At 43.7% G+C, this 19,518-nt stretch carries 24 protein-coding genes and 1 pseudogene; 9 read left to right on the forward strand and 16 right to left on the reverse strand.

What is annotated here, in order from left to right; all coding sequences use genetic code 11:
• Positions 1–62: 62 nt before the first annotated feature.
• Positions 63–1,100, reverse strand: a complete 1,038-nt coding sequence (locus ACXAC1_RS09060) for an alpha/beta hydrolase family protein (protein ID WP_475061048.1) — start codon at positions 1,098–1,100, stop codon at positions 63–65.
• Positions 1,101–1,239: 139 nt separating this feature from the next.
• Here ACXAC1_RS09060 and ACXAC1_RS09065 point away from each other — a divergent pair, with 139 nt between their 5' ends.
• Positions 1,240–1,944 carry a lipoate--protein ligase family protein gene (locus ACXAC1_RS09065; protein ID WP_475061050.1) on the forward strand — a complete coding sequence of 235 codons (705 nt, stop codon included), beginning with the start codon at positions 1,240–1,242 and terminating at the stop codon, positions 1,942–1,944.
• 108 nt (positions 1,945–2,052) lie between these two features.
• Here the strand turns inward: ACXAC1_RS09065 and mtgA are convergent, their stop codons facing one another.
• Complete coding sequence (gene mtgA, locus ACXAC1_RS09070) at positions 2,053–2,730, reverse strand: monofunctional biosynthetic peptidoglycan transglycosylase (RefSeq protein WP_475061053.1); 678 nt, start codon at positions 2,728–2,730, stop codon at positions 2,053–2,055.
• 144 nt (positions 2,731–2,874) lie between these two features.
• On the opposite strand from mtgA, the gene ACXAC1_RS09075 reads away from it, so the two are divergent.
• Together ACXAC1_RS09075 and grxB are read left to right on the forward strand one after the other, a co-directional pair.
• Positions 2,875–3,303: a DUF4174 domain-containing protein gene (locus tag ACXAC1_RS09075; protein WP_475061055.1), complete on the forward strand. Its 429-nt coding sequence runs from the start codon at positions 2,875–2,877 to the stop codon at positions 3,301–3,303.
• A 105-nt stretch (positions 3,304–3,408) separates the two neighbouring features.
• Entirely contained in the window at positions 3,409–4,059 is a 651-nt protein-coding gene (gene grxB / locus ACXAC1_RS09080; RefSeq protein ID WP_475061058.1) for a glutaredoxin 2, read from the forward strand.
• A 140-nt stretch (positions 4,060–4,199) separates the two neighbouring features.
• Here the strand turns inward: grxB and ACXAC1_RS09085 are convergent, their stop codons facing one another.
• A complete protein-coding gene (locus ACXAC1_RS09085) occupies positions 4,200–4,808 on the reverse strand; it encodes a hypothetical protein (RefSeq protein ID WP_475061061.1) in 609 nt (202 codons plus the stop codon).
• A gap of 220 nt (positions 4,809–5,028) precedes the next feature.
• On the opposite strand from ACXAC1_RS09085, the gene ACXAC1_RS09090 reads away from it, so the two are divergent.
• Complete coding sequence (locus ACXAC1_RS09090; RefSeq protein ID WP_475061064.1) at positions 5,029–5,619, forward strand: LysE family translocator; 591 nt, start codon at positions 5,029–5,031, stop codon at positions 5,617–5,619.
• Here the strand turns inward: ACXAC1_RS09090 and ACXAC1_RS09095 are convergent.
• The 9 genes from ACXAC1_RS09095 to ACXAC1_RS09135 form a co-directional block, all read right to left on the reverse strand.
• Positions 5,616–6,446 carry an AraC family transcriptional regulator gene (locus tag ACXAC1_RS09095; protein WP_475061067.1) on the reverse strand — a complete coding sequence of 277 codons (831 nt, stop codon included), beginning with the start codon at positions 6,444–6,446 and terminating at the stop codon, positions 5,616–5,618. The two genes, ACXAC1_RS09090 and ACXAC1_RS09095, sit on opposite strands and share 4 nt — an antisense overlap.
• Positions 6,447–6,764: 318 nt before the next feature.
• Positions 6,765–7,172: a pyridoxamine 5'-phosphate oxidase family protein gene (locus tag ACXAC1_RS09100; protein WP_475061070.1), complete on the reverse strand. Its 408-nt coding sequence runs from the start codon at positions 7,170–7,172 to the stop codon at positions 6,765–6,767.
• Between the two features lie 145 nt (positions 7,173–7,317).
• On the reverse strand, positions 7,318–7,968 hold the full coding sequence (locus ACXAC1_RS09105; RefSeq protein ID WP_475061073.1) for a DUF799 domain-containing protein: 651 nt from the start codon (positions 7,966–7,968) through the stop codon (positions 7,318–7,320).
• Positions 7,968–8,291, reverse strand: a complete 324-nt coding sequence (locus ACXAC1_RS09110) for a DUF4810 domain-containing protein (protein WP_475061076.1) — start codon at positions 8,289–8,291, stop codon at positions 7,968–7,970. The genes ACXAC1_RS09105 and ACXAC1_RS09110 overlap by 1 nt, the downstream gene beginning before the upstream one ends.
• A gap of 64 nt (positions 8,292–8,355) precedes the next feature.
• Entirely contained in the window at positions 8,356–9,042 is a 687-nt protein-coding gene (locus ACXAC1_RS09115) for a CsgG/HfaB family protein (protein ID WP_475061079.1), read from the reverse strand.
• Positions 9,043–9,162: 120 nt separating this feature from the next.
• Entirely contained in the window at positions 9,163–11,130 is a 1,968-nt protein-coding gene (locus ACXAC1_RS09120; RefSeq protein WP_475061082.1) for a methyl-accepting chemotaxis protein, read from the reverse strand.
• 211 nt (positions 11,131–11,341) lie between these two features.
• Complete coding sequence (locus tag ACXAC1_RS09125) at positions 11,342–11,737, reverse strand: TM2 domain-containing protein (protein ID WP_475061085.1); 396 nt, start codon at positions 11,735–11,737, stop codon at positions 11,342–11,344.
• A 9-nt stretch (positions 11,738–11,746) separates the two neighbouring features.
• On the reverse strand, positions 11,747–11,977 hold the full coding sequence (gene yidD, locus ACXAC1_RS09130) for a membrane protein insertion efficiency factor YidD (RefSeq protein ID WP_475061088.1): 231 nt from the start codon (positions 11,975–11,977) through the stop codon (positions 11,747–11,749).
• 7 nt (positions 11,978–11,984) lie between these two features.
• Positions 11,985–12,194, reverse strand: coding sequence for a DUF4177 domain-containing protein (locus ACXAC1_RS09135; RefSeq protein ID WP_133564735.1), 210 nt, complete (start codon positions 12,192–12,194; stop codon positions 11,985–11,987).
• A 35-nt stretch (positions 12,195–12,229) separates the two neighbouring features.
• Between ACXAC1_RS09135 and ACXAC1_RS09140 the strand changes: the two genes are divergently transcribed.
• The gene (locus tag ACXAC1_RS09140; RefSeq protein ID WP_475061091.1) at positions 12,230–12,466 is read left to right on the forward strand and encodes a hypothetical protein; all 237 of its coding nucleotides are present in this window, start codon (positions 12,230–12,232) and stop codon (positions 12,464–12,466) included.
• Positions 12,467–12,491: 25 nt separating this feature from the next.
• Here the strand turns inward: ACXAC1_RS09140 and ACXAC1_RS09145 are convergent, their stop codons facing one another.
• Positions 12,492–12,986, reverse strand: coding sequence for a hypothetical protein (locus tag ACXAC1_RS09145; RefSeq protein WP_475061094.1), 495 nt, complete (start codon positions 12,984–12,986; stop codon positions 12,492–12,494).
• A gap of 170 nt (positions 12,987–13,156) precedes the next feature.
• The gene (locus ACXAC1_RS09150; protein WP_475061096.1) at positions 13,157–14,242 is read right to left on the reverse strand and encodes an MBL fold metallo-hydrolase; all 1,086 of its coding nucleotides are present in this window, start codon (positions 14,240–14,242) and stop codon (positions 13,157–13,159) included.
• A 139-nt stretch (positions 14,243–14,381) separates the two neighbouring features.
• On the opposite strand from ACXAC1_RS09150, the gene ACXAC1_RS09155 reads away from it, so the two are divergent.
• Positions 14,382–14,984 (forward strand): TetR/AcrR family transcriptional regulator, encoded by a 603-nt coding sequence (locus tag ACXAC1_RS09155; protein ID WP_475061098.1) that lies wholly within the window; start codon positions 14,382–14,384, stop codon positions 14,982–14,984.
• A gap of 70 nt (positions 14,985–15,054) precedes the next feature.
• Here the strand turns inward: ACXAC1_RS09155 and ACXAC1_RS09160 are convergent.
• Positions 15,055–16,130: pseudogene (locus tag ACXAC1_RS09160) on the reverse strand (IS3 family transposase).
• A gap of 308 nt (positions 16,131–16,438) precedes the next feature.
• Here ACXAC1_RS09160 and ACXAC1_RS09165 point away from each other — a divergent pair.
• The gene (locus ACXAC1_RS09165) at positions 16,439–17,746 is read left to right on the forward strand and encodes a radical SAM protein (RefSeq protein ID WP_475061100.1); all 1,308 of its coding nucleotides are present in this window, start codon (positions 16,439–16,441) and stop codon (positions 17,744–17,746) included.
• A gap of 45 nt (positions 17,747–17,791) precedes the next feature.
• Here ACXAC1_RS09165 and ACXAC1_RS09170 read toward each other — a convergent pair whose 3' ends face one another.
• Positions 17,792–18,259, reverse strand: coding sequence for a YehS family protein (locus ACXAC1_RS09170; protein ID WP_475061103.1), 468 nt, complete (start codon positions 18,257–18,259; stop codon positions 17,792–17,794).
• A gap of 194 nt (positions 18,260–18,453) precedes the next feature.
• On the opposite strand from ACXAC1_RS09170, the gene ACXAC1_RS09175 reads away from it, so the two are divergent.
• Positions 18,454–19,110 carry a metal-dependent hydrolase gene (locus ACXAC1_RS09175; RefSeq protein ID WP_475061105.1) on the forward strand — a complete coding sequence of 219 codons (657 nt, stop codon included), beginning with the start codon at positions 18,454–18,456 and terminating at the stop codon, positions 19,108–19,110.
• Between the two features lie 59 nt (positions 19,111–19,169).
• Positions 19,170–19,478, forward strand: coding sequence for a 4a-hydroxytetrahydrobiopterin dehydratase (locus tag ACXAC1_RS09180; RefSeq protein WP_475061107.1), 309 nt, complete (start codon positions 19,170–19,172; stop codon positions 19,476–19,478).
• Positions 19,479–19,518: the final 40 nt, after the last annotated feature.

The following is a 19,518-nucleotide window of genomic DNA, read 5'->3' on the forward strand; positions in this document are numbered from 1 at the left end:
GGATTTTAGCATTTAATCACAAGAAAGGCGCGAGCCCCTTAATCTAATAAGGGGCTAAATGATCACTCTTCAGACGTTAAAAAATGGCTGATATCTTGGAAAATTTCAGCGTGTAATTGCTCTCTGGTGACGCCTTCGCCATCTAAACAAATGATACCATCCCCCTGTTCTTCTGCTTCTAAAAGTTCATAAGCATTTGCTTTACAAAGCTGCATGAAACTGAAATGCGTCGCTTTTGGGTAAATTTTGTAGCGGTTTGTCGGTAGCTCTAGTGATCGCGCGATAAAGCCAGATTCAATATCTACTGGTAAATCCCCAATATCGATGCCTGCTCCTAGTACCATTACCGAAGGCAAAATCTGCTTTAAGCTGGCGACTGAAAATGAATGTGCCAGTCCGAGGTCCAAACTAACGATTTTGTTAATACGCGAGTCTTCAAGGCCTGCGAGCATTGGTTCGGGGTTATCCAACTTCATTTCATTTGCTACGCTTTCAATTCTAGGGTTAGGGTGCTTGTTATAAAAGGTTCGCATTGCATGTGCGTCCACTGATGCGCCAGCGAGGAGCATCACCGTCCAACCACCTAGAGAATGGCCAATGGCACTGATCTGCTCAAAATTAATAGAAGGTTGCCATGCTGAACTGCTCAGCCAGTCAAGTGTGCGAGAAATATCCTTTGGTCGCTCCCACCATTGTGCGGCTGTATCAGTATTATGGTCAAAGGTCGAGGTGCCAGGGTGGTCTACAGAGGCGACCAGATAGCCTTGCTTGACGAGCAGGCTTGCCAACCAGTTTAAATTGCGCCAATGACCGCGATAGCCATGGGATAACAAAATTAACGGGTAGTTACCTGCTTTTAGGGGCGTATTGTTAGCCGCTAGCGTACCTTGAAAAGCGATATTATCGGCAATTAATGTGACTTCACGCTCTGCTGAGGTTGGATACCAAATGGTTACATCAAGCGGCCGATATGAATCATTAAGAATAGTTTTGTGCTGTATGCCTACTACGTGATTAAGTTCTACGGCAGAAGTGAGTTGAGTAAACATAAGCAAAGTTAAGTAGCAACAGGCAGTTGAGATCGTATTGTAGGTATTCATAGGGGGCTCCGAAAACAGTTGAATTGAGCCTTCATAATCAGTGAAATCTAGAGTAAATGCGTCCTCGATCCTGATCTAGTACGTCCTCAAAAGGGATATAGGTCAGCCATCATAGGCTTTTAGAAAGGCAGAACTAACTATGGTCAAACGAAAAAATCGAATCGTTCAGTTAAAGGGCACCACCGTAGAACGTGCGTTTGAAAAGGAGAGTGAGCTGCTAAAAAAGGTTCAGCAAAATACGTTGCAGCAAGCCTTGTTACTGTGGCAAACACCTGAGCCAACGGTGGTGTTGCCTGCTAGTAAAAAGTGGTTGGCCACTCCTGAGTTGATCGACCGGTTGCATGCAAAGGGTTGGCAAATATTGTCACGTAGAACAGGTGGCGCCCCTGTACCGCAAGTGGCGGGGGTATTAAACGTGTCGCATATGTATGTTTGGGATACAGATCAACCTTATTCAATTTCAGACAGCTACGAACGTTTTTGTGCCGCATTACAGCGCTTTTTCAAAGCCCTTGGCATAGAAACAGAAGCTCATGCCACGCCATTTTCCTATTGTGATGGGGATTACAATATCAATATTAAGGGCCAAAAAGTGGTGGGGACCGCACAGCGTGTCACGTTAGGACAACAAGGGGAAAAGATTGTCTTGGCGCAGGCTTGCATCTTACTCGAAGCAGACCTTGAACAACTGATTTATCCGATCAATTTGAGCAACTCACTCAATCACATTGACGAACAAGTGAAAGCGGAGGCTCATACCTGTTTAGCGGACCATCTAGTATCACTGCCAAGTGAGCAGAGCTTATATCAACAATTAATCCAAGCGTTCGCACCCGTGGCGTGAACGCTTATGGGTTTGGTCCTAGGGAATTCTTGTCACTTGTAATTGTTCGGCTGGCCTGCCTTCTAAGCCTAGAGCTTCAAGCGTCTATTGATTATTTTTCAACAAGTTTTAGTGGAGTATGGTATTGAGGTGGGCATCACTCAATTGGCGCATTTGACGCTCAATCCATTGCACTCTTTCAAATAAATGAGCACTGAGTCGATTCGGATTTCGCTGCTGTGGGTTAGGCAGTAATACGGCTAAACGAGCCGCTTGATTGGGGGTTAAATCACGTGCTGAGCGACCATAGTAATGTTGGCTAGCGGCTTCTACGCCGTAAATGCCTTTGCCAAATTCAGCAATGTTGAGATACACCTCAAGGATGCGCTTTTTACCCCAGATAGCTTCCAAACTGATCGCTAACCCTGCCTCTAAGCCTTTACGGATCAGGCTACGTCCAGGCCAGAGAAATAGGTTTTTGGCGGTCTGTTGGGAAATAGTGCTGGCGCCACGCAGACCTTCGCCATCGCTGTAATCTTCCAGTGCATTGCTGATGGCTGTGAAGTCGACACCAAAATGGTTTGGGAAGCGTTGATCCTCAGAAGCAACCACCGCGAGAGGCATGTAACTGGGTAGCTCATCGATCGCTACCCATGACTGTTGCACGGGGTAAGAACTTTGTAGCATAAACGCTGACGTCGGAGGCGGCACGAAGCGAAACAATAGCAAAACCAATACCAGCAGTAGAGCTAGCTTCCAGATAATGGACCAGAGCCAGCGGAGCATTTTAGATTTAGGTTTTGCCATTCGGATTCTCAATACGTAACAGAGTATTACTTCAGATATGACGTTAGCTTAACTCAAACGAAGTACAATATATTGTCTATATTTTGATCTCATTCTTCTGTTTGTTCGTATGAACAGTTATAAATTTATTTAATGGGATCTCTTATGAAAAAGTCAATTGTCATGCCTGTTTTGTGCTTGGGCTTAATGGCTTCACAAGCCAATGCTACCTTATCAGAATTAACAGATCTAAATAAGTTAACTTGGCAGAGCCGCATCATTGTTGCAAATAACCCAAACAACTCTCAGCAACTGATTAAAGTTTTTAACGATGAAAATATTGGTGTTATCGATCGAGACGTTGTTTGGTTCGTTATCAATGACGATGGTTCGATCAAGACAAATTACTCGGGTTTGGTAACTTCCGGCTTATCCGAAAGTGTCGTGAGAAAATATCAACTGAAAGACAATGAAATCATATTAATTGGTAAAGATGGTGGTTTGAAGGAACGTATCTCGGGGTTAGACTTAGAACGACTTTTCAGTGATATAGATCGTGTGCCTATGCGCATAAGTGAAATGCAAACAAAATAAGAATAGGGAGATAATCGTAAACTCACCGTAATGAGCAGAGCTCTGTGGTCTTTTGTTATAGAGTATAAATTGATTTAGAAATGATGTATTGCTGAAGGATTAGATATGAAGCTTTATTTATACGATCACTGTCCATACTGCATTCGTGCAGAAATGATTGCAAACTACAAAGAAGTAAATCAACAAAACGTTTACCTTGCCAATGATGACGAAGACTCTTGCTACAAATTGATTGGAGCAAAAATGCTGCCAATATTAGAGGATCAAGACGAAACTATTGGAGAAAGCCTAGACATTGCAAAAAGGCTCGATGAAATAGGAAAGACTGAAAAAATTATACGAAAGGGTGGTAACGATAAGCCGTTTCTTGATGTCCTCGGTGACGCAAACTTTTCTATTAATTGTTTACTGTTTCCTAGAAATATTCGAATTGGCCTTCCTGAATTCGAAACCATATCAGCACAGAACTACTTTGAGGCTAAAAAAGAGAAAATTATTAATATGACGTTCTCTACGGCCCTAGCTCAGACGGAAGAGCACATCGCACAGGTCGAAAAAGTGCTCAACAGCTTGCCAGATCTTCCTTTACCATCTCTACATGGAGGAACAATCAGCTGGGATGATGTGTTGATTTATCCAACTCTGAGAAATCTGACGATGGTCTCAAATCTAAAATTTCCTGCTCAGGTTTTAGAGTACATTGATCAAGTATCAAAGCTTACTTCTACTCATACCTATTTTGATAAGGCCATGTGATAGTTCAGTAGCAGAGTAGCTACATTGCTTATTGATAACGGCTAATACTTAAGTTTTCCTTGGGGTTATGGGTAAAACGATTAGCGTCACCGTAATCTCAAAGAGACAAGATACACTTGTCTCTTTGATTAGATGGATCACTACTCAGAAGCAATGATGTAACAGTGTGGGATGGAAGCATGGGTGTTTATTTTGCATTGTGACAGGGCATTTAACTCAGCTTCTTGCTTGGTGTCTCCTTCAGAGCCTCCTAGGACTCCTGAACGGTTGCCTGCAATGGCTTTATGTCCTGAGGTCGATAAGTAGTCTCGCCAGTGGTCAACATCACGATAAGCAATAATTTCTTTGGGGTAATCGGCTGGATTCAAGGGAGCACGATTTGTGGTTTCCTGATCCTCAACCAGACAATTGGCATGTTGTGACTGGCTGTAAGCCTGACATAGTCTGAGTGCCTCTTTACGTGCAATGTCGATCGAAAGTTTGTCATCTGCAAAGCCACTTGCAATGGGGCGTCCCGCCTCATTCCAAAAAACAGCAAACGCTTTATTACCCTTTTTGTTAAGGTAGGTGCGATATTCGTTTGCTAACCAATCTTCCGACTGCAGCATGCGAGTAAAGTGCATGCCAACTTGGCGTTGGTTGAGTTCATTTTGCTCAAAAACCCCCGTCTTCTGGAAAGCTGAGCAGGCCGTAATGAGTAAAAGTGTTGAGATAGCAGAAGTGGTTTTTAATAACGATAAGGCGGTCATATAACGTTCCTTGATAATGTAACCGTAAGAAGTGAGGTATCACAGCGCATTATAATGACTTTGCCAAATAGCTTAAGCACTTTATGACGTAAAAACTTGCAAAATTATAGCGTTGTTTTGCATTAGCCATCACACCGGTCACTGAGGTCAGTATTCTTCAATACTTTCCGTTTTAAACCGCCCATGCTCCAAGCTTTATTAATTAGCGATGGAGTCTTTTATGATCCTTTCCACTTTTATATCTATGAGCTTATTTGCGCTGGCAGCGTCTCTTTCTCCTGGGCCAGTCAATTTGGTCGGCGTCAGTAGCGGCGCTCGTTATGGCGTATTTGTAGGTTTAAAATTTGTCACCGGTGCGACCCTAGGTTTTATCGTGCTTTTTTTATTTATTGGTCTTGGCTTACAGCAATTGATTCAAGTTATGCCTACGCTGATGTTTTATCTCAAATGGGCTGGCGTCGTCTTTCTTTTATACATTAGCTATCAACTATGGCGCGACTCAGGCGAGTTGTCCTCAGACCAGCAAGAACGCCATCCTTCACCTTGGCTTGGAGCCGTAATGCAGTGGCTTAATCCGAAAGCTTGGCTAGCGTCGGCTTCAGGCATAGCGGCTTATATCGAACCCACTGATGTTCATGGGGTTTGGCTATTCGCAGGTATATATTTGGTTATCTGTTGGCTGTCGCTTATGGTGTGGGTACTGATTGGTGCGTGGATGAGAGAGTGGTTGGCTACCTCCAGTCGCATTAGACAACTTAATCGAGTACTTGCGATAGGTCTTTTGTTGAGTTGTGTGGCGATTCTGTATTAAGAGAATGAGCGGTTTGCTTTATATTGTTTAGGAGTAGCAGCGACTCTTTCTTTAAACGTACGTTGAAAATGTGCTTGATCGCTAAAACCAAATTGACTGGCGACATCGATTATCGAGACGCCATTTTTAAGGGCAATTTGTCCCAGTTGAATCCGACGATTTAAACGAAATGCGTGTGGTGATAGTTGGTAATAACGTTTGAACTGACGAGTAAGGTAGCCTGAACTCATTTCAAACTTCATGGCTACTTCTTCAATGCTCTCTTCTGAGTGAGAGTTCTCAATAAGATAATAGGCAACCTCTGATAAGGCGGTCGGAATTTTATTGGTTTGCGTTACCTCGGTACTTTTCAAGAAATTAAACAGCTTAAATAATGTGGACTGTAAGGCGTGAGACTTTGATGGAATGGAAGCATTCGACATTAAAAGCTGACAAAGACCTACAACTTCTTGGAACATCTCTGGATGCTGAATGATGTCTTGTTGAGTCGGTTCCCATCTCGAAGACAGGGCCTGTCCATTATTCAATAGCAAATGACCTAACCAATTACAGTCCAGGTGCAGCATATAGTATGACCAAGGAGAGTTTGACTGCGGATTACATGCATGTACTTCATGAGCATTCATGATCACCAAATCGCCTTGACTAACCTGATGGATACGATCACCACATAAGAATGAGCTATGGCCATCAAGGATCGCACCCAGAGACCATTGTTCATGGCTATGAGGTGTATAGCGAACATTGTGTCCGTCTTTGATATAGCGTAATTCGATTTGTTCCAAGCTTGAATCACGCCAAAAAATCGGTTGTGTATCAGGTGCCATATAGCGTCCTTTTCCGCAATGCCTGCTTTATTAGAAACGATATACGCAAGAATAAGATTAAGCCAGACTAAGAAGCCTTTTATTCCGCCATCAGTCTAAGGGGAGGGCTTAAGCCGTCGCCAAGAAATGGTTGCCTTTGTGACAAAGAATCTCGAAAGAGCTGCATAGCTTGCGGAAAGTTTTAAATAAATAGCCATCGATCAAACGAGTGAAGAAGGGAAAGATGTTGAGTTCCTAATTGTGCTACGTGTTAAAGAAAGAGCGTAATGAAAGCGAGATAGGCTACCCTGTGTTCAGGGTAGCCAGCCAAGCGTCAGATTAAGCGATTTTCTGACCCGCTGTTGGGCCTGATTTTAGTGTAAACACTTCATCGACTTTAATAAGCACGGCGCACTTAGGTGTTTTCATACCGTTGTTTTCTGCATATTGAACGGCATTATCAAAGTACTCACCGTCGTAATGCACTTCTGGAGAGCCGACAAAGCGGTAGCCATCCAAGTTTGGTCGATCAATGACCGCAATGGCGATTTTAGAGCCTTGCTTAATGTTTTCTAGTGTCTGACCGCCAGTGTTTTCATTGAAAATCAGATGGTTGCCATCAAAAACACGTAGTGAACGTTTAGGGCCGATGTTTGGCATACCTGATTCTTTGATGACGGTAGCTAGAATAGGGGTTTGCTCCGCTAGCATTTGCTGCATAGCATCGTTTAATTTTTGCTCAGACATATTATCATCATTCCTATATGACAGATTGAATTCTATTTTGAGAATAATAATCTATATTAATTGATAATAATTGTCATTAATGTTTTTAGGTGATGTTGTTCTTGAGGGTGGGCCAGGCACTCGGGTACCTGGCTGCGTAGGGAAGCTACTCTTTAGGAGGGGCGTAGGGCCCGTCAAGCAATCCGTAATTTAGGCGATTGATGGCGATGTGATTGGCTTTTCTCGACAATTCAGGCGTTTGATCGTCCATCGAGTTAATGATCTGCGTCGCCACGGCATTGATGACATTGCCTAGCAAGCCGCCACCCCCTGAGTCAGAACGCTGTGCGGCTGAGGCGTGAGCATCCCAGAGTAGGACTCCGGTTTTACTGTCGACCAAGCGCATACTGACATCGACCACAGTATCAGATGACAAGATGTTATATTTTTGTCCCCAATCGTTGATTTCGGTGTAAAGCACTGCGTCAGCACCTATGTGCTCATAGAGCTTGTCCATTGGCACTAAGTTCATTTCTTCGGGAGTGGGTAAACCATTTTCCTTGAGAAAGGTTTCAATGACGGCAACGGGGAAGACGTAATAGCCTTTTTCACCGAGAGGTTTACTGATTGTAGACAAGAAGACATACGGTGCATTTACTTCTAGAGAGCTATTTTTTGGCGGGATCACCAGAATAGAGCGTGGTTTTGCCGCCAGTAAAGCGTCGTAATTGTAGCTTGAAGGCGTTGTAGAGCAGCCTACTAAGAACAGGCTCAGTAAGCTGCCTATCAGCCATAACGATTTTCGCCATAACATCATTACTGCTTGGCTCCTTCTAGACGATTCAACATGCCATCGATTAGAACGGCCGATTCAGGAAACAGCGTTTTCTCTGTTTGGAATTCAGCTTTCGCTTGAGCCATATTACCTTCCAACGCGTACATGTAACCTAAATGAGCATGTATTCCTGGTGCGATACGTAAGCCATTTGCTGCGCTTTTTTGTATCACGGTTTCTAACTCTACAATTTGCATTGAAGCATCCGCACTGCCTGGCTCTAAGTACATTTTATAAACCAGCTGTTCGTAGTTGCCCCAGTAGAACGTTGGCTGGTGTGTAGAGCAGCCTGACAGGACAATCATACCGATGCCGAGAATTAGCCCGCATACTTTGCGGGCTTTTAAAGTTGGGAAATAAGCATGCATCTTATTGGACAGTCCAAGTACCGTTTTCTAAGTCTCGAACAATGTGGTTAACGGCTTCGGTGATGGCGAAGTTTAATACTTTGCCGTTCAGCGTGGCATCGTAGCTCGCTATTGAACCAAATCCGACCACTTCACGATTGCTCAACTCGTACTCGCCTGCGGCTTGGGTCGAGTAAACAATCTCACCTGTTAACACGTCTACGATATTCAAACTGACCTTGGCATAAGCGGTTTGCGTTTTGCCTGATCCAAGAATCCCAAATAGCTGTTTGTCACCTGTGACTTTGCGGCCAAACTCAGTGACGTCTCCGGTCAGTGTGTAACGAGCGCCAGTAAGTGCTTGCTTGGCACCATTTAGCTCAGCTTCACGTTTTAGGATCTCTAAGTTCTCACGATCAACCACTTTAAAACGGTTAGTCTGTTGTAAGTGTGTCTTAAGGATGGTTTTAGCTTGGTTCCCCAAACGGTCTGTATCGGTTGAAAACAGTCCTTGCATATAAGAAGAGCGGTTTTGAAAATTGCCGACGACCAAGGTGGTTTTAACGCCTTGATAATCTGTCTTGTAACTGGTCACGGTTTCAGACGCAACCACACGGTTTGATTCGGTAGTTGAACATCCTGTTGTTACTAGTATTGTTGCAGCGGCTAAACACATCAGGGACTTCTGAAGAACGGAAGACTTTGCCATGGTGTACTCCATTTAAATGCTGGTATGCGAAAGGTAGGCGGTGCCATGCACCGTGATAAGTATCATCTATTGTACATGATACTTATCACGGCAGAAGCATGGCTTGTAGAAAACACTACCTTACTCAGTTTTAAACTTGGCAACCATCAAATGCAGTTCTTTTCCTAAGGTATTTTGCTTATCACACAGCTCTGCCACATCCTTAGAAAGGTTTGAGACAGTATGGGCAGAATCACTTATCTGAGAAATATTATTATTGATATCTTCCGTTACGGCTCGTTGCTCCTCAGCTGATGCGGCCGTTTGCATTGTCATGTCTCTCATTTTCTTAACAACCTGTTCAATCTGCTCGAATGCATCGAGAGCTTGGTCGGATAAGCTAATGGCCGTTTTAGACTCATCAAGGCTGGTCTGCATAGAGTTGGATGCTTGTTTTGTCCGGCTAGCTAGTAAGTTAAGTATGTTACCTATTTGTTCAGTCGATTCCTGAGTTCTACCCGCGAGTGTGCGAACTTCATCCGCTACGACAGCAAATCCTCGTCCTTGCTCGCCTGCTCGAGCGGCTTCAATGGCGGCATTTAATGCTAGCAAGTTAGTTTGTTCGGCAATATCTTGGATCGTTGACAAGATCTGATTGATATTACTTGTTTCTTTCTCTAGTTCATTAATAATTTCATTAGAAGATTGAATACGTTGTCCCAGCTGATTTACACCTTGGGCACTGCTGAGCAATAAGTTTTTACCAGCAATAGTTGTTTCAAGCCCCTTATCTGAAAAGTCTGCAGAATGACTGCAACTTTCCGCTGCGTCGTTTGAAGCGATTAACATTTGTCGGCCTGATTCAACGATAAGCTCGATGGAGGCTAATTGTTGTGCCGAGGAGTCTGCTACTTGCTGGGCTTTAGAGCTGGTTTGTGACACAACGTTATTCATTTGCTGACTGGACTGTTTTATGTTCAGCATGAGACTTCGCGTGGAGTCAATAAACTGATTAAACCAGCCCGATAGCACGCCTGTTTCATCATTGTTTTGAGTGTCAATTTTAGCCGTTAGGTCGCCTTCTCCTTCAGCTAGTACTTTCAGCTGACTCGATACAGATTCGATTGGAGTCACTAAGCCTTTTGCTAGGAAGATTGCCGCGAACAAACACAGAGCCAATACGACAACACATGCAATAACGGTAGCTGTGATCAATTCGTTTTTACTGGCATAAATTTCTTCACTGGGCATCAGGCCAATAAACTTCCACTGCAAATTGGGCGACACAAAAACATTTGCGAAGTAGTCTTTACCATCTAACTCAAAATGGATGAGGCCTGAGTTAGTTCTCGCTATGCTCTGGTATGCTTCGCCTTTAAGCGACGAGATGTCTTTGAAGTTATTGTTGGGGTGCAGTGAGTCAACCAGCACCTTGCCAGTATTCTCAATGACCATGAGGCTACCCATGTCTCCTAATTTAGTCTTTTTAGCCATTTCTGTGAGTGTTTTAATAGATACGTCAATCGCAACAACTCCAGCCGGGGCACTATCTCGACCGTATGTGCGAACCGCGGAAACGTAAACTGCCTCATCTGGCTCCCAATAATATGCTTCCCGCATGACTGTTTTTCCTGGATTTTGCATTGCTGCAGAGTACCAAGATCGTTTTTTGGGATGCCATTCTGCGTATTGATAGGTACCAGGCCATTCCAGGTAGCCGTCCCCTTCATCCCCTATGTAGACGTATTCATAGTTAGGGTTGCTCTCACCCAAGCTTGAAAATAGCTCATATAATTCTCTTTCTCGACCGCCGTTTTGAAGGGCCGTGTCTTTAGGTGCTTTACCTTGTTCTTCGAAATAAGTGGTCAAGGGAAGGGCGTTTGTTTGAGAAACTGCCCTACTTTGAGAGAGAAATGCGACATTGTATTTCACATCTTCAAGAAACTTATCAAATGTTTGCTCGACTGCTCCGAGTGTCTGAGAACTACTTTTTTGAAAACTTTGTATTGCTTGTTCGGATGCCAAAAAACCAACAATAGAACTGATGATGAGGATGGGAATGAGGGTGGCGAGTGACAGTGTCAGCAGTAATTTCGTCTTAATTTTCATAGATATGTCCCAAGAAATATAATGGAGCGATGTCGATCAATTCACCATCCGTAGCACGAATACACATCATGCAAAGCATAGACAATGAGTGTTCAATTTACACGCACATATTGTTTTTTTTTAGGGTTAAATTGGTTTAGGTCATGAAGAATTAAGTATGCATAAAAAGTGCCAAAAATGAGGGTTTAATGTGGCTTTCAAAGTTTGGCTGCTAAAATGAGAGGATGCTAGCTAACGTTCGCAAAGCGAGTCGGTTGTTGTAGTGAGCAACGATTGTCTGACTTCGAAACAGCGCTGGCACTTCAATAACTGTTACTAAAACAATAAGGCTTAAGCCTACGGTGGGAAGTCCGAAGAGCATGAAAATGCCCAAGGCCATAATACCAAAATCTAAACAGCCTAATAGCCACTTTCCAAGATAGAAGTGGTGGGCTCCAGCAATAAACAGCCAGTTAAGACTGGCATAAGTATCAGGGTCTTTCAAATGGGGGGTATAGACTTTATAAAATGCTAAGCGCTGCTCTGCCGTTAAAGACCTTAACTGGCGACGAATCTGCTCTTCATCAGCCTGTACTTGTTGTTGGCGCAAATGCCAAGCTTCAAACATCAAACTCACCTACAATAATGGGTCATCAACATGTCCCACTTGGTCGCGAATGTTACAGCGTCGCAGCCGTTTTAGGGTTAGCCAGCCGCCACGCCTCAAACCATACTTCTCAATGGCTTGGATAGCGTATTCAGAGCAAGTAGGGTGGAAGTTACACGACACGCGAAACTGCTCCGTGCCGCCACCATTGGCTCGATAGTGGCGGATTCTGCGTATAACGAAGTGCTTTAAGAAAGCCATCAACAGATTATCGACCTAAGGTGATAATAACGGTTTCACGGGTCCAGAAAAGCCAGAAACGTTTCTTCTCAATGACCTGAAACACCAACTGCCAGCCCTCACTTGCGGCCTCGTTTAGCTTTGCTTCTAGACGCTTAATGGGCAAGCCCGAAGAACCTAGTAACAGGGTGCCACAACCCCCTTCCGTGACAATCTCGACTTTATATTCTTGATACATATCTTATCTCCATGACAGCGTTGAATAGAGCTAGTATGTCGCAAGTTAGAGCAAATGAACAAGGTATGGCATATGCCTTACTTGAGAGTCCGAGCCAAGCTGAAGGAATAGAGGTGGCGTATCAAGTGGTTTGCTTGCCCGTGCTAACGATTTGGAAAAATGTCGGCACTGAAAAGGAAGTCCAAGCCAGCAAGCAGCACATCGCCAATATACAAGACGGTTCGCCTCTTATTGTCGCATCTGCGCCGACGGTGCGAATAAATGAACAGTAGTAGCTAATAGAAGACTAACGAGATATTAGTGCAGCTTTGCGTCGCAGACGGCCCAGTCATGGCCGTCTGTCCAAACGTTACCTTCTTGTTTGGTAAGATCGGGGGAACCTTCACTAGGGCTAAAAAAGATGCCATTCGTCGCAGAAAGAGCTCGGCCATAAACAGCAATTTGCACGCGGTCTTGCTCAACCTTTTTCACCGTGCCGACACTGTTTTGCCAAGTACAGACCGTAGTGCCGACTGACTTTTTCAAAGTCAGATTCTGCTCAAACTTTGCTTTACGAAGTCGATTATCTTGCTCCTTCGCTGCTTGTTCCTGCTCCGCGGCTTTTTCATCGGCCTCTAATTGCGCCAGTAAACCGTCATCTTCTGACTCGGATGTTGCGTGTGTTGAAGGCTGCGTTTCCATAGCGGAAGGCATTTCTGTTTTCATCGTGCCATCGAACGAGTGATTGGGTGTCGAGTCACAAGCGACTAACAAAAGGGGGAGGGCAAAAAGACTGATAATGCGTACTAGCACGAAGTTTTCCTTTGAGTTCTAAACATGCAGCTATCATACCACGCTTAGAAACCAGCTATCTTTAAGAACTGCGCAGATAAAAACCAATAAAAGGGGACTTTTTATTGGTTTCACTGATTCTATTAGTGGCTTTATCACCATTTTGAATGGCGAGTAAAAACGCACAGAGGCTATTGAACCCCTTTCCACCAGCGCTTTTCAATAGGTGATCCCAATGGTGAGAAAACCTCTCCTACAACGGGAGTAGATAAGGTCACATTGTTCTGATTTGCGGCGCTGAGCACTCGTTCCAGCGGATCAGACCAAGCATGAAAGGCCAAGTCAAAAGTGCCATTATGAACGGGCATCATGACTTTACCTTTGACGTCTAAGTGAGCTTGAACACTTTGTTCGGGTGTCATGTGAATGTCTGCCCAGTCTTTGTCATAGGCGCCGGTTTCGATAAAAGTTAAATCAAACGGGCCGTAACGTTCACCAATGCGTTTGAAACCATCAAAGTAGCCAGAGTCGCCGCTGAAATATAGCGACGTATCTGGCGTTTTGATCACCCAAGAACCCCATAGGGTGCTGTTGCTATCGCTCATGCCACGGCCTGAAAAGTGTTGCGTGGGCGCAAAGGCTAATAAAACATCACCGATACTTTGCTCCTGCCACCAGTCGAATTCTTCAATCTGTTGCGAGGCGATACCCCAACGTTCAAGATCGCCACCTATGCCTAATGGCACATAAAATTTAGGCTGAGATTTTGTTAGAAACTCGATGGTTGGTTTATCCAAATGATCGTAGTGGTTATGGGAAATCAACACTCGGCTAATCGGTGGTAGTTCGTCCATGGCAATCGGCGTCGGATGAAAGCGTTTGGGGCCAGCGAAGGAAAAGGGCGATGCACGTTCGCCAAAGACCGGATCCAACAGCCAATATTCGCCATACATTTTCACCAGCAATGATGAGTGCCCAAGTTTGACGATATGAACTTGATCATCGCTCAATGCCTCCAAATCTGAACGAGATAGTGTCTTCATCGGTACCGAAGGCGGGACAGTATTGACCTTTTTCTCAGTAAAGAAGCGAATAAATAAACCAATGGTTTCGCCTGTCGAAGGCTTATTTCGAGGCGCTTCGTTATAGAACTGACCATCACGATAATGTTCTGACTGTGCAAAGGTTGCAGACTTAGACGCTATGGACGCGTTAAGCAGGTAGACACCAACCGCCAAAACGACCACCACCAAAAGCACCCATAGATACCATTTCATTCTTTAAACTCCAATTTGCCAACACGCAAAAGTAAACTACTCGGTGTAGTCTACTTTCAGTTTGGCTCTTAAGTAAACCCGTCGGTGTACTTTTTCCTTAATTGCGCTAAACTGTGGCCTCTTATCACATGGGTATGTCATGAAACTAAGCGATCGAAAACGTCTACAAATCTTAGATGCCGCAGAGGCCTTGTTTGCCGAGCACGGGCTAGAAACCACCAGTATGGACGCGATTTCAGCGCGTGCCGAAGTCTCCAAACGCACGGTTTACAATCACTTTGCAACGAAGGATGAGTTGTTTCAGGCCATTATGATCCGCATGTTCGAACGTCAAGCGGATGATGAGGTGGTGGTATTTAACAAAGAGCAGTCAGTTACCGATCAATTGACGAAAATTGCGGCAAGCGAAGTGGCACGCTTGTCATCGGACAGTTTTATTAAACTCGCAAAAGTAGGCTTTATCCAGCTGCTAACACAGCCAGAACTTGCAGAGCGATTTTCTCAGCAAAAAGTAGGCTGTCAGGTGTATCTGGATCAATTTCTTGCAGACGCGTGTGAACAAGGTGTGCTGCACATCGACGATATTCCATTTGCCTCCATGCAGTTCATTTATCAACTGAAAACCTTTGTGTTTTACCCAAGCCTTTTGGAATCTGAAACCGTGTCAGAGGCGCGCAAGGAGCAAGTGATCCGTGAAACCGTCAGTATGTTTTTAGCACGCTATGGCGAGCTTCTTAGGTAAAAAAGCTTTAGTAATCATTCAATAATTTAGCGGTAATCCTCCCTTTTTTAACTTAGTTCAAAAGTAGAGGTTAAGCAGCCATTAGAGGTGGCTTGCCTCCGTTAGCTGTATGTGGTCTTTCGTGATTGTAAAACCACAACCATTTCGTTGCATAGTCTTGCACTTCCTCAAGTGTTTCAAAAAGATGCTTGCTTACCCATCCATATCTAGCTGTTCGATTATATCGTTCAATATAAGCATTTTGTTGTGGATTGCCAGGTTGGATGTATTCAACTCTAATGCCTTTCTTTTTAGCCCAACAAGTAAACTCATGACTCACAAATTCCGGCCCGTTATCACAACGCAGTATCTGTGGTTTATTTCGCCATTCAAGCAATTGCTCAAGCGTGCGTATCACCCTCAAGGTCGGTAAGGAAAAGCCTGCTTCCATCGCTAGTCCTTCGCGCTTGAAGTCATCAATTACGTTAAATAGACGATAGTGGCGACCATCGATAAGTTGGTCATGCATAAAGTCCATAGACCAAACCTGATCTCGTTTGGTTGGCTCCTTCAAAGGTTCAGGTACGTTCCGCTTTAAGCGTCTTCTTGGGCGGATTCGTAGATTCAACGCCAACTCGCAATAGATTCGATAGACACGTTTATGATTCCAAGTATGGCCTTTTACGTTTCTTAGATAAAAGAAGCATTGCCCAAACCCCCCAATCCGTTTGAGCCTCTGCTAGGTCAACTAAAAGTTTAGCGATCAAAGCATTGTCATCATTTAGAACGCTTTTGTAGCGATAACAGGTTTCACTGATCATAAAAGCAGAGCAGGCCAAACGAATGCTCACGCTTTATTCGCTACAGCATGAAGTGCCATCTCTCGTCTAAGGGATGGCTTCACCACTTCTTTGCCATGGCTTCCTGAATGATTTCTGCCTTTAACCGTTCTTCTGCATACATCTTTTTAAGACGACGGTTTTCTTCCTCAAGCTCTTTCATGCGAGCCATTAAAGAGGCATCCATATCACCATATTCGGACCGCCATTTGTAAAATGTTGCCGAACTCATACCATGCTCTCGACATAGCTCAGGAATGGGAGTGCCAGCTTCGGCTTGCTTTAGTATGGCCATGATCTGGCTATCGGTATAACGTGATTTTTTCATGCAGAACCTCCTGCGTTTAGAATACGAGAAAATTCTACTTTTGGCTGCTGTTATTTTTCGGGGGGATTACCTAGCTTTTTGGCGCTGGTTGCTTCCCAGTGTGTATAGATAAATAACCTTAGTATTTAGAGCTTAAACAGCACTTCTAAAGTCTTCATTCCATAAATCATTAAAGCGAGCTCTACTGTGTTTTTCTTACCATAATATAAGAAGCAAAAGTTCACATTATTATCAAACTACAAGTTTGCACAAGCTAATGGTCATAATATATAAATCAATATTTGTTGAAATTAAAATGAGAGTTGCTTATGGATTGCAGAGTACTTCGAGAAGTTAGTCTCAAGTCTGATGGCCACATACATTGTGACGATAGTAACGGCTATACGATTCACCTTGGTCAGGTTGGTGAATCAGTCAATTGGAACATTAAAGCGTTACTAGAAGGGCCTATTTATCAACATATCCGTTCTTCTTTCTTTAAGGAGACTCCACCATGGGGAGATACCTGTAGAAAATGTGATCTATTCAATGTTGGCGGCACTCCAGAAGATACACTTTCAAAGTCGATCAAAATCAGAATTGAGCCAACATTAGACTGTGATTTAGCTTGCGCCTATTGTAAACGTAAACGCGAAGCGAGAATTCGAGAAGGTGACTGGAATCTTTCTTTAAAACGTTTTGAGCAGTTACTAAGTAGTTGTAAGAAAAACCAAATCGATGTGAGCTATCTTTCCTATCTGGGATGGGGGGAGCCTTTGAACCATCCAGAGTTCAAGCAACTCGTTCTGATCGGCAAACACTTTTATCCTGAAATGTTCCAAGAGGTGACTACCGTTGCTCAGAAAGGTTTCTTGGAAACATTAGGTAATACTCCTATCGACTTAATCACAATATCCTGCGATGGTGTTACACAAGAATCTTATGAGCGGTATAGGCGTCATGGGATGATAGAGAATGTGTTTAATTTTATGGAAGACTCCAAGAAATTTAAATCTAAGCATACGAAAGTCATCTGGAAATATATTGTTTTTAGTCATAATGATACCGACGAGGAATTATTAAAAGCTCAGCAACTTTCAGACCTTTATGATATTGATGAGTTGCACTTTGTTCTCACAAATACTAATAATGGGTCAAAGCGTTTTTATGCTCATAATTTGAATAAATTTCCAATTTCGTCAGATAAAGCTCGGGTTATAAATGCGGCGGCACTGCAAAAAGTTGAGCATGACTTGATTAACAAAATTAACAATAGAAGTCTCAATAAAAACTCTCTAAGGGGCTGGATTGATAAACTCTTCATTACAAATGGAAATCATTTGGTATGTGAAGGGTGGTTATTTGATATTGAATCAAAGCTGTCTAGCCTTGCAATTCGAATAAATAATCAAGCGTTCTTTCAGGCTATATCGATTAGGGAAACTCGAGTGGATGTCTCTGAGTATTTTGATAATAAGGTCTCTAAAGAGAGTGGTTTCATTGCCCGACTCCCTATCGATGATGCGGTAAAAAATGAATTCTCTGTTGAATTATTAGCGAAAGTTGGGGGGGACGAGGTGCGATATTTATTACCAAAAATAACACTCGAAAAGAGAATTCCTATTTCTGCGTTATAAAAGTAGCCTTTGATAATTTCATTGGTCGATAAGTGCTGAAAGGCTTTACCCTTTTGAAGAGCGCATATGCAGCTGCAATCCTAACAAGAAGTAGCGCAGAATTTGGTCTTTGCATTTACGGTATTGGCGGTTATCGGGCTTGCGGAAAAACGCGCTTAGCTCGTGTGGGCTGATGTTGAACTCTGCAAGGCGCATCACTTCCAACATATCCTCGGCTTTAAACGCCATGGCGATGCGCAGCTTTTGCAGAATGATGTTGTTGTTCAAACGGCTTTCCGGCACGGGCTTGTCGCCTTCGCGAGCACCACGTTTAAGCGTAATCAAACCGTTTAGAAAGGATGCCAACTCAATATCTTCCATTGGCTCAAAGCCATCCACATCGTCTTTCTTTAACCAAGCTTTGACTTGTTCTGCACTAATGCTCACATCGGCTAGCGCAAAAATCTCCACCATAGTGCTGTCTTTAAAATCGAAGGTGTAGCGCACACGGCGCAAAATATCATTGTTGGTCAACGTCGTTTCCAGTATTTGAGGGCTTTAATTACGTAAGGATACCATTAATCGTGTAAAGGATCTTAAAGGGATCTGGTGACACTCTTTAACTCTGATGATTTTTCTGTAGTATGCGCCCACTCACTTTATAGCATTTATAAACGCTAGGGTTGAGTTTTTGTCAATCGTCATCGTAGTAAGAGTATTTTTGCCCCATGGCAGATTTTAAAACCCATGTTACCGTTGCTGCCGTCATTAGTGTACCACTGGCTGTCAGCGCTTTTATCTTTGGCTTAGCGGATCTCAACGATACCATTTTGTATGGATTAGCGGGTATTTTAGGCGGCATGTTACCCGACATTGATGCAGATGAATCGATTGCCATACGGATCGTATTTCGTCTTTTTGCCACCTTGGTTGCGGGTCTTAGTCTCGTTGTATGGCTTGATAAAATGAGCTACTGGCATTTGCTGGCCCTCGCCATTGCCAGCTACTTTGTGATCCGTTTTCCGGTGCAATGGTGCTTTGAAAAACTCACTATTCATCGTGGCGTATTACACAGTGTTTTGGCGAACCTTCTTTTTACGGCTGTGGCGGTGCCACTTGCTTACCATGTGTTTACCCTTAACGCCCAGACCGCATGGGGCATCGGCGGCTTTATCTTCCTTGGTGCCACCATTCACCTGATCCTTGATGAACTCTATAGTGTGGAGTTGTCTGGCTTACGCGTAAAACGTTCCTTCGGCACCGCCATGAAACTCACCGATTGGGGGCAGCCTTTCACTTCGATCTTATTTGTTATTGGCTGTGGTGTTGGCTACTGGCTTAGTCCAAGCCCTGATGTGTGGATAGAGCTGTTTAGGCTAAGCTGATAAGAGAAGGTTACACAGTTTCTAAAGTGGTCTGTCCACTCAGACGTAAGGATAAAAATATGCCAAACATAAAACTCGATGAACAAGCGATCCAACAAGCTTTAAAAGAGCTGAACGCAAGCACTGCTCAAGAATGGATCATTGAAAATGGCAAACTTGCTAAGTCGTTTAAATTTAAAAATTTCCAACAAGCATTTGGTTTTATGACCATGTGCGCGCTCTACGCTGAGAAAAAAGACCATCACCCAGAATGGTTCAATGTTTACAACAAAGTGGGTGTGCAGCTAGTGACTCATGACGTAGCCGGTTTGTCGGCAAAAGATTTCGACCTTGCCAAACACATGGATGAATTTGCTGAGAATGTTTGAGACGTCTTTTCAGAACTTTTCTCAACAGTGTTCTGATGTC

This window comes from Marinomonas sp. AWM4_232, assembly GCF_056158325.1.